This window comes from Methylobacillus methanolivorans (assembly GCF_044751345.1).
Taxonomy (GTDB): Bacteria; Pseudomonadota; Gammaproteobacteria; order Burkholderiales; family Methylophilaceae; genus Methylobacillus; species Methylobacillus methanolivorans.
Genome location: NZ_JBIWXY010000001.1, coordinates 1182731 through 1195866, shown reverse-complemented (window position 1 = coordinate 1195866; position 13136 = coordinate 1182731). Strand labels below are relative to the sequence as shown.

At 49.5% G+C, this 13136-nt stretch carries 14 protein-coding genes; 7 read left to right on the top strand and 7 right to left on the bottom strand.

Annotation, left to right across the window (positions count from 1 at the left end):
- Window positions 1-11: 11 nt before the first annotated feature.
- Window positions 12-461: a flagella synthesis protein FlgN gene (locus tag ACIKP9_RS05550; protein ID WP_400880347.1), complete on the top strand. Its 450-nt coding sequence runs from the start codon at window positions 12-14 to the stop codon at window positions 459-461.
- Between the two features lie 39 nt (window positions 462-500).
- Here the strand turns inward: ACIKP9_RS05550 and motD are convergent, their stop codons facing one another.
- From motD to flhB, 7 genes are read right to left on the bottom strand one after another with little or no spacing between them, the layout of a single operon-like run.
- Window positions 501-1301 (bottom strand): flagellar motor protein MotD, encoded by an 801-nt coding sequence (gene motD, locus ACIKP9_RS05545; RefSeq protein WP_400880344.1) that lies wholly within the window; start codon window positions 1299-1301, stop codon window positions 501-503.
- 12 nt (window positions 1302-1313) lie between these two features.
- A complete protein-coding gene (locus ACIKP9_RS05540; protein ID WP_400880341.1) occupies window positions 1314-2054 on the bottom strand; it encodes a flagellar motor protein in 741 nt (246 codons plus the stop codon).
- On the bottom strand, window positions 2036-2770 hold the full coding sequence (locus ACIKP9_RS05535; protein WP_400881872.1) for an RNA polymerase sigma factor FliA: 735 nt from the start codon (window positions 2768-2770) through the stop codon (window positions 2036-2038). The genes ACIKP9_RS05540 and ACIKP9_RS05535 overlap by 19 nt, the downstream gene beginning before the upstream one ends.
- A gap of 15 nt (window positions 2771-2785) precedes the next feature.
- Window positions 2786-3610 carry a MinD/ParA family ATP-binding protein gene (locus ACIKP9_RS05530; protein ID WP_400880338.1) on the bottom strand — a complete coding sequence of 275 codons (825 nt, stop codon included), beginning with the start codon at window positions 3608-3610 and terminating at the stop codon, window positions 2786-2788.
- A complete protein-coding gene (flhF, locus tag ACIKP9_RS05525) occupies window positions 3607-5001 on the bottom strand; it encodes a flagellar biosynthesis protein FlhF (RefSeq protein ID WP_400880336.1) in 1395 nt (464 codons plus the stop codon). The genes ACIKP9_RS05530 and flhF overlap by 4 nt, the downstream gene beginning before the upstream one ends.
- Window positions 4998-7070 (bottom strand): flagellar biosynthesis protein FlhA, encoded by a 2073-nt coding sequence (gene flhA, locus ACIKP9_RS05520; protein ID WP_400880333.1) that lies wholly within the window; start codon window positions 7068-7070, stop codon window positions 4998-5000. Before flhA ends, flhF begins: the two co-directional genes overlap by 4 nt.
- A 3-nt stretch (window positions 7071-7073) precedes the next feature.
- Window positions 7074-8219, bottom strand: coding sequence for a flagellar biosynthesis protein FlhB (gene flhB / locus ACIKP9_RS05515; protein WP_400880331.1), 1146 nt, complete (start codon window positions 8217-8219; stop codon window positions 7074-7076).
- 565 nt (window positions 8220-8784) lie between these two features.
- Between flhB and flhD the strand changes: the two genes are divergently transcribed.
- From flhD to ACIKP9_RS05485, 6 genes are all read left to right on the top strand, one after another.
- Window positions 8785-9102 carry a flagellar transcriptional regulator FlhD gene (gene flhD, locus ACIKP9_RS05510; protein WP_400880328.1) on the top strand — a complete coding sequence of 106 codons (318 nt, stop codon included), beginning with the start codon at window positions 8785-8787 and terminating at the stop codon, window positions 9100-9102.
- A 59-nt stretch (window positions 9103-9161) separates the two neighbouring features.
- Window positions 9162-9707: a flagellar transcriptional regulator FlhC gene (flhC, locus tag ACIKP9_RS05505; RefSeq protein ID WP_400880325.1), complete on the top strand. Its 546-nt coding sequence runs from the start codon at window positions 9162-9164 to the stop codon at window positions 9705-9707.
- Window positions 9708-9916: 209 nt separating this feature from the next.
- A complete protein-coding gene (locus ACIKP9_RS05500; RefSeq protein WP_400880323.1) occupies window positions 9917-10549 on the top strand; it encodes a methyltransferase domain-containing protein in 633 nt (210 codons plus the stop codon).
- A gap of 157 nt (window positions 10550-10706) precedes the next feature.
- A complete protein-coding gene (gene motA, locus ACIKP9_RS05495) occupies window positions 10707-11567 on the top strand; it encodes a flagellar motor stator protein MotA (RefSeq protein ID WP_400880320.1) in 861 nt (286 codons plus the stop codon).
- A 15-nt stretch (window positions 11568-11582) separates the two neighbouring features.
- Entirely contained in the window at window positions 11583-12506 is a 924-nt protein-coding gene (gene motB / locus ACIKP9_RS05490; protein WP_400880318.1) for a flagellar motor protein MotB, read from the top strand.
- Between the two features lie 70 nt (window positions 12507-12576).
- Window positions 12577-13125 (top strand): chemotaxis protein, encoded by a 549-nt coding sequence (locus ACIKP9_RS05485; protein ID WP_400880315.1) that lies wholly within the window; start codon window positions 12577-12579, stop codon window positions 13123-13125.
- Window positions 13126-13136 lie beyond the last annotated feature (11 nt).

Here is a 13136-nt window from a genome sequence, read left to right as displayed (position 1 = left end):
GTGATCCTGACATGACCACAGCCAGTTTTGAGCGTGAAATCGCATTGACTGATAGCTTATTGACGCTTTTAAGGCGTGAGCAAGCAAGCTTGGTCAAGGTGGATGTGGATGCCATGGAAGGCTTGCTGGATGAAAAGACCCGGGTATTGCAGGATATTAATGCTCATACCCAGGCACGGTACCAAGCGGTTGCAGCTTTAGGATTTGGTGCCGATGAGCGTGGCCTTGCAGCCTGGATTGCGGTGCAAACAGCGGAGGTTCAAGAGTCCTGGGCTCACTTCCAGGGCCTTGTTGACCAGGCTAAAGAACTCAATCGTGTGAACGGTATCTTGATTAACAAGCAGTTCAACCGTAATCAGCAGATGCTGGATACTTTGGGGCGGCCTCCTGCTTCTGGCCAGTTTTATGGCCCTAATGGTCAAGCCAGTTCAGGGTCTGGCCTTTATAACGCTCAAGCGTGAAAAAATTGGAATAAAAAAGCCGGGATTATCCCGGCTTTTTTATTCCTGAGTTTCTGTTTTCTGAAGTTTTTCCGGTTTGCTATATAGCACCATAATAGAAACGCGACGATTTTTTGCGCGGCCCTCAGCAGTTTCATTGTCGGCAATAGGTTGCGTATCGCTATAACCTGTTGCGCTGAGTCTGTCTGCAGCAATGCCGTTGTCTATCATCCGGCGCACCACACTGGTGGCACGCATAGCGGAAAGCTCCCAGTTGGAAGCAAATTGCATATTGCTGATGGGTAGGTTGTCAGTGTGACCTTCTACCTGGATGGCGTATTCCTGATTGGCGAGTACTTGGGTAATGTCATTAATGGGAGCGTTTGCCTCGGTCTTGATGCTGGAAGAGCCTGCCTGAAACAGCACGCCATCGGCAATATCAATTCTGACGCCACGATTGGTTTTGCTGATATTGATTTTGCCGCTGCTGGTGAGTGAGCCCAAAGTTTGATTCAGGCTGGTAATGATGGCACTGATATTTTCCTGCTCTTGGCGGTACTTTTCTTGCTCTAGGCGAGTGAGAGGCAAGCCATTGATCAGTGAGTGGCTGGGAGAGGATTGCAGGTTTTGATTTTCTGCCGGCTGGATATCAGAAGACTTGCTTGGTGACTTAAGCTCGTCTGTACCGCTGAATGCACTACCAAGGGCGGACGTGAGTTCTTTATATTTCTGGTCATTTACTGATGAAATACCATACATCACCACGAAGAAGGCAAATAGCAGGGTAATGAAATCTGCATAGGACACGAGCCATCGGTCATGGTTATCTGGTTCTTCTTCAAATTTTCTTCTTCTTCCCATGTCACCCTGAGTTTAACGCAAGTATGCATTCAAGCGTTCTTCAACAATCTTGTGATTCTCACCGTTGGCAATGCCAACCATTCCTTCAATCACCATCTCGCGGCGTGTGGTTTCCAGTTGCACCAGTGCCTTGAGCTTGTTTGCAACCGGCAGGAAAAACAGGTTGGCAAAGCCTACACCGTAAATCGTGGCGACAAAAGCAATGGCGATACCACTACCCAATTTGCTTGGGTCAGATAAATTTTCCATGACATGGATCAGGCCAAGCACTGCCCCTAGGATGCCAATAGTAGGCGCGTAGCCGCCAGCTGCTTCCCATATTTTGACGGCATTGCGTTGTGCTACTTCATAGCGGTTGATATCGACATTGCAAATGTCGCGGATCTTCTCAGGTGGTGTGCCATCAATCACCAGGCGCAATGCGGTTTTCACAAAAAGGTCTGGTTCGGAGTGCATATGATTTTCCAGCAGCAGAATGCCATCTTTGCGCGCAATCTGGCTCCAGGTGCTGATGCGGCGTGCCAGTTTTACTCTATCGTCTTCTGGAGGGCGGATGACCCAGGTGAGCAAACGTAAACCCTGAATAAAGAAGGCTGGTCGCGTTTGCAGGAGAACGGCACCAATCGTGCCGAACAGCACAATCATGAATGCAGCTGGCTGGATGAGCGAGCTGAACTTGCCACCTTCAAGTGCTTGCCCCAGCACGATGCCAGCAAGGGCGAGTAAGATACCGCCTAGGCTGCTCCAGTCCACAACTTCTCTTTCAGGTTGGCGCGCAGGCGTGCAACGGCTTGGGTGTGTAATTGGCAAACCCGGGATTCAGAGACGCTCATGATGGCACCGATTTCCTTGAGGTTCATTTCTTGTTCGTAATAGAGGCCCATGAGGATTTTTTCACGTTCCGGCAGTGAGTCGATAGCATCAATCAGCGCTTCGCGAAAGTCGGTGGAAAGCAATGCCCGCAACGGATCTCCAGAGTCATCGGATTGATAGCGATCGAGAAAATGGTCACCACTGTCCTGTTCGCTGAAATCTTCGTAATAGATGAGCTGGTGGCCACTACAGTCATCTAGCATCTCATGGAAGTCATCCATGGAAAGATTGAGTTCGCGCGCAATTTCGCCCTCGGTAGGGGGGCGGCCAAGTTTTTGCTCCAGCTGGTGCACAGCTGTTTCTACATCACGCATGTTTTTGCGCACGCTACGTGGTAGCCAATCCGCACGGCGCAGCTCATCTATCATGGAGCCGCGGATACGCTGCGCGGCATACGTTTCGAATTGTGCTCCATGGTTGTCTTCATAGCGGTTGGTGGCATCCAGTAGCCCCATCATGCCTGCCTGTATCAGGTCATCAATATCCACGCTAGCGGGCAATTTGGCCTTGAGCTGATAAGCAATTTTCTTGACCAGGCTTGCATGCTGCTTCAGAAGATCTTCCTTGGGGCTGGTTTTTCCATGCAAGGTGTACATCACTTGAGATTCCTCTTAGCCGAGCGACGTTTCCAATAAACCATGATTATGGTCTATTTTGCCCGCTAATGCCTTAAATGCGGCCGAAGCCTTGGTCATGGGGAATGCTTCAATGACGCTACGGCCGAGTTTTGCTGCGATACCCAGATGCTCATCGGATGGAATCAGGCCAGCAAAATGAAGTTCGATATGCAGGTGGCGACGTGCAACTTCAGCAATATTGTTGAAGATAATACGTGCCTGGGATTCGCTAGTGTGTGAGACCACAATGTCAAACGAGCGCCGACCCACCTGTTGGCACAATTGTTTGATCAGGGTGTAGGCTTGAGTAATGGAGCCAAGATCTCGCGTCATGTGTATCAGTATCTCCCCACGATGTAGTACATCTAGTGGCATGGTGTCATGAATAGTGAGCGCAGCATCAACTAAGATGATGTCGTGCTGGCTTGCCATGGCCGAGAATACCCGCTCGATTTGTTGTTTGAGATTGCCATTTTGCAGAAAACGGCTGGCGGAATTCCCTGGCAGCAATTTTGCAACAGAATAACCCTCACTGTCATTGTTTATTAATGGTTGGTGCAGTTCTGGCCGCATGATAGCTTCGAGTAGGGTGCCTTGGTCGCCATTGATGCCGTAATGACTGACTTCATTCATGGAGGTGCTAGTCGCTTCCACAATCAATACCTTGTTGCCCTGCCGATGTAATGACGCTGCGAGGTTGGTCATCAATCTTGCATGTTCTGCTTTGCTAGCGGCTGAAAGCAGGGAGATGACTCTGGGGTTGGGGCCTGCCATTAGGCGACGCAGGCCTGACGCCTGATCTTTATGTGCATGGATCATGCTCTGCCTCCTGTCATGTTGCTACTGGCGACGTTCGCCATCAGGAATGGCATCTCTGCATCACGAAACTGGAATTGTTCTGCCTTCTTGCGCGCCATCTTGAAGGCATGGTGTGCAAGGAAAGTGTTGTTGGCGATATGAATGTCTTCAGGGACGCGCTGACCGTTGGCAACGTAATAAAGCCTGAGACGCTCACGCATGATGATGTCGAGTGCACTGCCGATGGATGCTGCCTCGTCCAGCTTGGTGAGAATGCAACCATTGAGGCCGCAGCGTTTGTAGACATCCATGACATCAGCCAGGGTTTCGCCAGAGCTGGTGGCATTCATGCACAGGATTTTCTTGATCGGCAAGCCTGTCTTGGAGAGCATGGCAATTTGTTCCGCCACCATGCGATCACGCTGACTCACGCCAACGGTGTCGATCAGGATAGTATGTTTGCCCTTGAGTTCATTGAGGGCGATGCGCAGATCGGCTTCGTCCTTGACGGCATGCACCATCACGCCGAGGATCTTGCCGTAAATACGCAATTGCTCGTGCCCACCGATACGATAGGAGTCGGTGGTAATGAGTGCCAGCTTGCCAGCGCCATGTTTCATCACGAAGCGTGCTGCCAGCTTGGCAGTTGTCGTGGTCTTGCCGACACCAGTTGGGCCAACCAGCGCATAAATACCACCTTGGTCGAGGATTTGCTGTTCGTCGGTGATGGTGTGAATGTTGCTGCTAATCACATTGTGCAGCCACTTGTTTGCTTCTGCTTCGCTGTGGCCTGCAGGTACTTTCTCGGCAATTTGGCGAGAAAGTCCGGCACTGAACCCTGCGGAGATCATTTTGCTCAGCACATTTGATTTAATAGGGTCGCGCTGCTGGATATTGGCCCAAGTGATCTCAGTCAGCTGCGATTCGATGGCGCCACGCATGGAACGCAATTCTTGCATCATTTGCGCCATTTCACGCTGGCTCAGCTGGTCTTGCTCAATTTGTTCACGTACCGGTTTGGCAGTGTTTTTGACCATGGGCTTGGCGGCTTGTGCAGCCACAGCCTTCGGTTGAGCTTGTGGTGTGGTTTTCTTGCTGGCCGCCTGGGCACGCTGTTGTTGCAATGCCTGGTGATTCAGAGGCTCTGCGGTTTTCAGTATGCGCTGATTGCGGCTCAGCATCGACACCAGGGTTTCTTCGCCAACTGCTGTCTGGGGCTGTGGTTTTGCGGCTACCGGCTTTGGTTTGTCGCGCGCTACCAATGTGGCCATATCTTCCTCACGGAAAGCGAGTATTTCGTTACCACCTTCAACGGCACGGTTGGAGAGAATGACGGCATTCGCTCCCAGTTCTTGCTTCACCATGCTTAAGGCTTCGCGGGAGTTTTTTCCGAAGTAACGTTTGATGTTCATGCTTGGCCTCCAATCAGGCTGGTAACGCGTATGGTTTTGGTGTCAGGAAGTTCTTCATGCGAGAGCACGCGCAAGCGCGGGGCTGCACGGCGCAGGAATTTGGATAATGCAGTGCGTAATGAGCCAGGGACCAGCAGCACGGGGGCCAGGCCCATTTGTTCTTGTTGTTTAGCGGCATTAGCGGTTTGGGTCGAGAGGGTCTCTGCCAAGCCTGGCTCAATAGCCGCGCCACCGTTGGCGCTGGCTTGTAATGCCTGCATCAGCAAGCGCTCCAGGTTGTGATCTAGCGTCATCACGGGTACTTCATTACCGCTAGGGAATAGCTGCTGCACAATCGCGCGTCCTAGCTGAATGCGGACTAGAGATGTGAGTTCATCGGTATCCTGGATGCGTGGGCCATGCTCGGAAAGGGTTTCGATAATGGTGCGCATGTCGCGGATGTGAACGCCTTCGACCAGCAGGTTCTGCAACACTTTCTGTACGCTGGATAGGCTGAGCGCTTTGGGCACCAAGTCTTCCACCAGTTTGGGAGACTCTTTGCCCACATGATCCAGCAGCTGTTGTACTTCTTGGCGGCCTAACAGTTCCGCGGCATGGGATGTGATCATGTGGTTGAGGTGTGTAGCGATCACGGTGCTGGTATCAACCACGGTATATCCCATGGCTTGTGCCTGATCACGCATGCCAGCTTCAATCCAGACAGCGGGCAAACCAAACGCAGGGTCAGTGGTTGCTGTGCCGCTCAAGGGGCCAGTCACATTGCCTGGATCAATCGCCAGATATTGTCCGGGGAAGGATTCACCGTTACCGATCTCAACACCTTTCAAGGTGATACGATAGCCTGCAGGGCGCAGTTCCAGGTTGTCGCGAATGTGGATGGGGGGTGGAAGAAAACCAACTTCTTGAGCAAATTTCTTGCGCAACCCCTTGATGCGCTTAAGTAAGTCGCCACCTTGTGCAATATCTACCAGGGGAATCAAGCGATAGCCGACTTCCAGGCCAATTACGTCAACAGGCATCACATCATCCCAGCTAGCTTCAGGAGAGTCAGCGACGGGAGCGGGCGCTTTTTCAGGCTCGGCTTCCTGGGACTGCTGTTTTTTCTCGGCCATATAAGCAACACCAGCGAGTAATCCTGCCAATAGCAGGAAGGCGAAATGTGGCATGCCTGGAATCAATCCCAAGCCGGCAATAATGGCCGCGGTGATATAGATGGCGCGTGGATTGGCGAAGAGCTGTTCCGTTAATTGATTGCCGATATCACGGTCATCGGCCACACGGGATACCACCACACCAGCCGCCACTGAAATGATGAGGGCGGGGATCTGCGCTACCAAGCCATCACCAATCGCGAGCAGGGTGTAGTTTTTTACCGCATCGGCAAAGCTCAGGTCGTGCTGGATCATGCCGACGATCAACCCGCCCAGGATATTGATCACAATGACCAATATGCCTGCCACGGCATCGCCGCGTACATATTTGCTGGCACCGTCCATTGCGCCGTAAAACTCGGCTTCTTGACCAATCTCTTTACGGCGCTTGCGGGCTTCTTCTTCCCCAATCAGGCCGGCATTCAAATCAGCATCAATCGCCATTTGCTTACCGGGCATTGCATCCAGGGTAAAGCGTGCGCCGACTTCGGCAATACGGCCAGCACCTTTGGTGACGACGACAAAGTTGATGATCGTCAGGATAATGAATACCACGATACCCACGGTGTAATTACCGCCGATCAGGAAATGGCCGAATGCCTCGATCACTTTACCTGCTGCATCCGGGCCAGTGTGTCCCTCCGTCAATACCACGCGGGTCGACGCGACGTTAAGCGAAAGGCGCAGCATGGTGGTAACCAGCAAAATGGTAGGAAAGGCAATGAAATCCAGCGGTTTTGAGGTTTGCAAACCGACCAGTAATACCAAGATAGAAAGTGCAATATTGAAGCTGAACAAGGCATCCAGAGCGATGGCTGGCAAGGGCAGAATCATCATCGCAAGCAGCATGATGATAATCAGGGGTGCTGCCATGGAGGCGCCGCCATTCAACCATGAAGGGAGTTTGAAGGCATTCATGACTTAGTTTGCTCCTTTCAGGTGCGGATCCATGGCATCAGGAACATCCAGTGCGTTAGGCATATCGGGGTAATAACCGCCATGAGTCTTGTAATGACGAAGCTGGAAGATGTAGGCGAGGATTTCTGCCACCGCGGCATACAGGGCTTGCGGGATTTCATCGCCTAATTCCGTATGGGCAAACAGCGCACGTGCCAGTTTTGGGGATTCCAGCGTAGGCACTTTATGTTCGCTGGCAATTTCCCTGATCTTGAGGGCAATATCATCAGCCCCCTTTGCAATGACACGAGGGGCACCCATGGAGTGATCATCATATTTAATCGCTACAGCATAGTGAGTCGGGTTGGTAATCACGACATCTGCCTTTGGAATCTCCGACATCATGCGGCGGCGTGCGATTTCACGTTGTTGCTGACGAATACGTCCCTTGATCTGCGGGTTACCATCGCTTTCCTTGGCTTCTTGCTTGACTTCTTCCTTGGTCATCTTGAGCTTGTTGGTATAGTTCCAGCGTTGATAAGGCACATCAATCAGGGCAATCAATACCAGTGCAGAAACTATAAATAGGAAGCCTTTGATCAGAATGCCATCTACCTGGGCAATCCCTGTTTCCAGAGGTTGTGTTGCTAGGGAAAGGATGATGTCAAAGTCGTGAGACATCACCATATAAGAAACCGTACCTACTAAAGTTGCCTTTAAAACAGCTTTGACCAACTCAACCAGAGAGTTCTTTGAAAATAGATTCTTGATGCCATTGAGTGGATTGAGTTTGCTGAACTTTGGCATAAAGGCTTTATTACTGAAGTTCCACCCGCCGACCAGCACTGGGGCTCCCACAATCACAATCAATAACAACAAGACCAATGGGGCAAAAGCGATCAGCAAATCCAGGATGCCATTGGCAATTTTGCTGAGCAGCAAACTGAAATCAAATGCAGCCTCACGGCTGACGCGCAGATTGCTACTCATATTGCTCAGCATGGCTTGATTGAGGCGGCCACTCAGCATCATCAGTCCCAAACCTCCAGTCATCAGCACAACACAAGTGGAAAACTCACGTGAGCGAGGAACATCACCATCCCCGCGCGCCTTTTCTATGCGTCGCGGCGTTGGCTGTTCTGTTTTTTCCAAATCACTATCTTGCGCCATGCTTGTCTATCCTTCTTGATGAAGACAGCGTGAATGACATGCTGTCTTGCATTGATGGCTGCATTATTCGTCACGAAGAAAATAATGGAATCGAAGAATAGAAGGGGGAAAACCAGTTATTCCTGATAGAAAAGTTTAAAAAAATTTCAAAAAAAACCTAAAGTTTGGAAAAACCTGGTCGTTAACTGAACAAGAGGGTAAAAATTTTGTTAATTTATTTTTTATTAATCAATAAGTTATAAAATTATCAAAAATTTTCATAACTTTACCCTAAAGATTGATTTAGTCATGCCGTTAAGTGGATATGATTGCCAAAATATTTTTTGAAGGATGCGGATCGCGGTATTGAGTTTGTAGTTAAAAATTAATGCTTCACCTCCTTTAAAAGTCTTGTCTCCCAAGGCCGATACAGTGTTTGTAGGACAAACACTGTATCGGCTATGCTCGCTCGTCTTACGAAAAAAACCGACGAACACCAGTTTTTGCCTCATCTTAAAAAGTTCAAAGTACGCCTCACCTGCACTGCATTTAGCGGCGCTGACTTTTCAAGCAAGGGAGCTGGAAAATGAACGAACAAGAAATCATGGCGGAAATCAAAGATGCTAACCTCAGTTATCTGATGCTTGCGCAACAAATGATTCGTGCAGATAAAGCGACTGCAATTTTTCGTCTGGGTTTGAGCCAAGATATTGCAGACCTGCTGGAAAGCCTAAGTAATGCGCAACTTCTCAAGCTCAGCAGCTTCAATATGATGCTGACCCGCTTCCGTTTCGATGACACTGCGATTCTGGGTATGTTGACCAGCTACACCAAAGACCGTATGCAGGCGCAAGCGCATGCAGCTATCTTGATGGCAGGCCAGGGTGTTGAAGAAATAGCCTGATCGGTTTTAAAAATAAAGTCGGCTGTTGCGTCCAGTTTATTAAGGTATTGGGGAGTGTCATGAGCAAGAGTGTAATCAATGAAGCCGAGCAAATTCAATTGGCAATTCAAATGATCCATCTGGGTGCAAGGCTGCAATTGCTTGAGTCTCAGACAACATTGTCTCGTGAGCGCCTGATCAAGTTATATAAGGAAATCAAGGGGATGTCGCCACCTAAGGGTATGCTTCCATTCTCGACCGACTGGTTTCTCACTTGGCAGCCTAATATTCACTCTTCTATTTTTGTAAACATTTATCACTTCCTGATTCAGCATGCAGGAGTGACAGGCATTTCGGCCGTGATGAAGGCCTATAAGCTGTATTTGCAGCAAGTTGGCAGCGAGCCTGACGATGAGGTGGTGTTGTCTCTAACACGTGCTTGGACGCTCGTACGTTTCCTTGATAGCAATATGTTGAAAATGCAGCGCTGTAGTTGCTGTGGGGGCGAATTTGTGGTCAATGCCTATGATCTGCATGATCAATATCAATGCAATCTTTGCCATGTTCCATCTCGTGCAGGCAAGACCAAAAAAGCCAAGGAGTTGGCTGCTGCGTTGATTGCATAGCGCTGGTATGGAGTTGAAGTTTTTTAAGGATTTTGCCCGTGTTGCGTAAGCAAGGGGCAGGCCGGAAGTTGAGTGGTGCCAGGAAGCGGTTTCCCCCCGCTATCCTGGCTTTTTTTATTCAGCTAGTAGCCTTGGGCATGGTCTGTGGGGCATCTCAACTCCTGTGGTGGTTGGAGGGCGAGGTTTTTCCAGTCTGGGGCTTGTTTGTCATGCAGGGCGTATTTGCCAGTGCTTTGTCGGTTATTGCTGCAATGGCTGTATGGTGGCGCCTGATCCATCTGTTTTTTCCACTGGCTATTCTAGTCATGTTGCAATGGCAATTACCAGCATGGATATATCTGCTGGCATTTTGTTTTACCTTGGCCTTCTTTTGGAGCACTTACCGTACTCAGGTGCCTTTTTATCCATCTCTCCCTGTGACTTGGCGCAAGGTTAAGGAGTTGATACCTGAAGACAAATCCGTCAAGGTGCTTGATATCGGGAGCGGCATGGGTGGGCTTGTGATGTATCTGGCGCGAGAGTGTCCTCTCTCAAAGTGTGTCGGAATTGAGCTAGCTCCTTTACCATGGCTGATTAGCGTCTTATTAAGCACACTAAAAAAATCCCCCGCAACATTCAAGTATGGTGATTACCAGGCCGTTAACCTTTCTGAGTACGACATCGTCTTTGCGTACCTTTCCCCGGCGGCAATGCCTGATCTTTGGCTCAAAGCTGAACAGGAAATGCAGGCAGGAAGTTTGCTGATCAGCTATGAGTTTGAAATTCCGGGAGTGCTTCCTAAATTTCAGATTCAAGATAGGCTGGATGCAGATGCTGCCAGTATTTTTGTATGGGAATTATAAGCGTGCAATATTGCGCTTTAGGGGGCAGTCAGGCCATGATGGTTCAGATATAAAGGGTTATTGCATTTCAATTACCGCGATCAGAACATCCGCTTGATTGCTATGCTGAAAAGAACTTAAAAGTCGGGTCTGTGAAACCCGAGCGGAGCTTGCTGATATGCTGGTGATAGCGGGGTATCTGGTAGTAATGGGAAGTGTCTTTGGTGGGTTTGCCATGGCAGGAGGGCATTTGGCAGCCTTGTTTCAGCCATTGGAGCTTCTCATGATCGGGGGGGCAGCTATCGGGGCATTCCTCGTGGGAAATGATGCCAAGGCCATCAAGGCAACCCTAAAAGCCTTGCCTACTGTTTTCAAGGGCTCTAAATATACCAAATCGCGCTATATGGATTTGCTGGCGCTACTTTTCGAAATTCTTACCAAGATTCGCCGTGACGGGATGATGTCTATTGAGAGCGATATCGAAAACCCTGAGAGCAGCCAAATATTTTCCAAGTATCCCGATGTGCTTTCTGACCATCATCTGATGGACTTTATCTGTGATTATCTGCGCTTGATGTCGTCGGGCAACATGGATGCATTTCAGATAGAAAATCTCATGGATAACGAAATCGATACTCACCATCATGAAAGCATGGTGCCTTCTCACTGTATCGCTCGCTTGGGAGATGGGATGCCCGCTTTCGGTATCGTGGCTGCGGTCATGGGGGTGGTGCATACCATGGAGTCAGTCGGTTTGCCGCCCAATGAGTTGGGGATGTTGATTGCTCATGCGCTAGTCGGGACATTCCTTGGGATTCTTCTTGCGTATGGTTTTGTAGGTCCCTTGGCTAGTTTGCTTGAGCGCAAGGCAGATGAGTCATCCAAGATGTTTCAATGTGCGAAGGTCACTTTTCTTGCCAGTCTCAACAGTTATGCCCCTGCGATCGCAGTGGAGTTTGGTCGTAAAGTGCTGTACTCCACAGAGCGCCCAGAATTTGCTGAACTTGAAGCCCATGTAAAACAGGCCAAGGCACGTTAGTACGCGGAGAGCAATATGGCCCAGGAAAACGTCAAAATTATCGTCAAGCGTGTTAACAAACACGGCGGTGGTCATCATGGTGGTGCATGGAAAATAGCTTATGCCGACTTTGTCACGGCAATGATGGCGTTTTTTCTTCTCATGTGGTTATTGGGCTCTACGAGCAAGTCCGATCTTGAGGGGATATCAGAGTATTTCAAGACACCGCTCAAGGTAGCGATGCAGGGGGGCGCCTCTGTTGGTGCCAGTGAGAGTGTGCTCAAGGGCGGTGGTAGTGATATGACTAAGTCTCAAGGGCAGATCAGAAAAGCGGACGATATTACCTCCAAGAAAAAGCCAGACCTTAAGACAGCAAAGGAAGCCGTGGCCAAGGCTGAGATGCAGAAACTCAAGGAACTGAAAAATCGCATTGAACAGGCTATTGACTCGAGTGCCACTTTGCAGCCTTTCAAAAAGCAGTTATTGCTGGATATTACGACTGAGGGTTTACGCATTCAGATTGTGGATGAGCAGAATCGCCCTATGTTTGCCTCCTCCAAGGCTGAATTGCAGCCATATGCACGTCAAATTCTGCATGAGATTGGGCAATTGCTGAATGATGTGCCAAACAAGATCAGCCTTTCCGGGCATACTGACGCGGTGCCTTATCCTAGTGGTGAGCGCTTTTATAGTAACTGGGAGCTATCATCGGATCGTGCTAATGCGTCACGTCGTGAACTTGTTGCTGGTGGGATGAAGGAAGAAAAAGTATTGCGTGTGGTGGGGTTATCCTCTGCTGTGTTATTCGATAAGGATAATCCACTTAACCCTGTCAATCGCCGCATTAGTATCATCATCATGAACAAGAAGACCGAGGAAGAGACAATGAGTGACAACGGCTCGGCAGATGTAGCGAAATCCAGTGAGGTACCTGCTTTGACTCAAAGCTTTAATGAGTAATGGGATTGATTAAGCAGGATTTTTCTCTTGTTTCTTACAGATTGAATGCAGTCTGGACAGGATAGTGTATATGGCAAGTCAGACTATACCGATAGATGAATTGAAAGCGTTGTTGGTTAGCCTCGGTGGTTGGGGTGAAGAGCATCTTGAGCATGTCGAAACTGATCTGAGTCGCGCAAATGGGTTATTGCATGAAGCGATTAGCATGCTAGTGGATGGGTTTATGTCCATTAACCGGGCAGCCCAGGCGCAGCAGCAGATACTGTTAAGTTTGAGCGCGAGCTCGCAATTATCTCAGCAGCATATCGCGGAGGTGGCGATGTATAGCCGCCAGATCGAAAGCGAGGTAAATCGTGTTGTCACAGGGATGCAGTTCGAGGATATGACCAATCAATTGCTGACGCGTGCGCTTGCCCGGGTTGGTGGACTCAAGCTATTGCTGTTGGCGATAGCTGACCAGCATGAGTCCTTGGTTGCCGAACACTCTCATGAGGATATAGCGGTTATTTTGCAAAAGATGAGCGAATCGCTCAACGAAAAACGTGCTTCCATGCATCGTGATTTACAGTCATCCGTAAATCAGCAGCATATGGGGGCGGGTGATATTGAGCTTTTTTAGGTTTCTCTTTT

What these genes read in the sequence shown, in the direction of transcription:
- ACIKP9_RS05550 (WP_400880347.1), top strand. Translation starts at nt 12, where the DNA reads ATGACCACAGCCAGTTTTGAGCGTGAAATCGCATTGACTGATAGCTTA.
- motD (WP_400880344.1), bottom strand. Translation starts at nt 1,301, where the DNA reads ATGGGAAGAAGAAGAAAATTTGAAGAAGAACCAGATAACCATGACCGA.
- ACIKP9_RS05535 (WP_400881872.1), bottom strand. Translation starts at nt 2,770, where the DNA reads ATGTACACCTTGCATGGAAAAACCAGCCCCAAGGAAGATCTTCTGAAG.
- ACIKP9_RS05530 (WP_400880338.1), bottom strand. Translation starts at nt 3,610, where the DNA reads ATGATCCATGCACATAAAGATCAGGCGTCAGGCCTGCGTCGCCTAATG.
- flhF (WP_400880336.1), bottom strand. Translation starts at nt 5,001, where the DNA reads ATGAACATCAAACGTTACTTCGGAAAAAACTCCCGCGAAGCCTTAAGC.
- flhA (WP_400880333.1), bottom strand. Translation starts at nt 7,070, where the DNA reads ATGAATGCCTTCAAACTCCCTTCATGGTTGAATGGCGGCGCCTCCATG.
- flhB (WP_400880331.1), bottom strand. Translation starts at nt 8,219, where the DNA reads ATGGCGCAAGATAGTGATTTGGAAAAAACAGAACAGCCAACGCCGCGA.
- flhD (WP_400880328.1), top strand. Translation starts at nt 8,785, where the DNA reads ATGAACGAACAAGAAATCATGGCGGAAATCAAAGATGCTAACCTCAGT.
- flhC (WP_400880325.1), top strand. Translation starts at nt 9,162, where the DNA reads ATGAGCAAGAGTGTAATCAATGAAGCCGAGCAAATTCAATTGGCAATT.
- ACIKP9_RS05500 (WP_400880323.1), top strand. Translation starts at nt 9,917, where the DNA reads ATGCAGGGCGTATTTGCCAGTGCTTTGTCGGTTATTGCTGCAATGGCT.
- motA (WP_400880320.1), top strand. Translation starts at nt 10,707, where the DNA reads ATGCTGGTGATAGCGGGGTATCTGGTAGTAATGGGAAGTGTCTTTGGT.
- motB (WP_400880318.1), top strand. Translation starts at nt 11,583, where the DNA reads ATGGCCCAGGAAAACGTCAAAATTATCGTCAAGCGTGTTAACAAACAC.
- ACIKP9_RS05485 (WP_400880315.1), top strand. Translation starts at nt 12,577, where the DNA reads ATGGCAAGTCAGACTATACCGATAGATGAATTGAAAGCGTTGTTGGTT.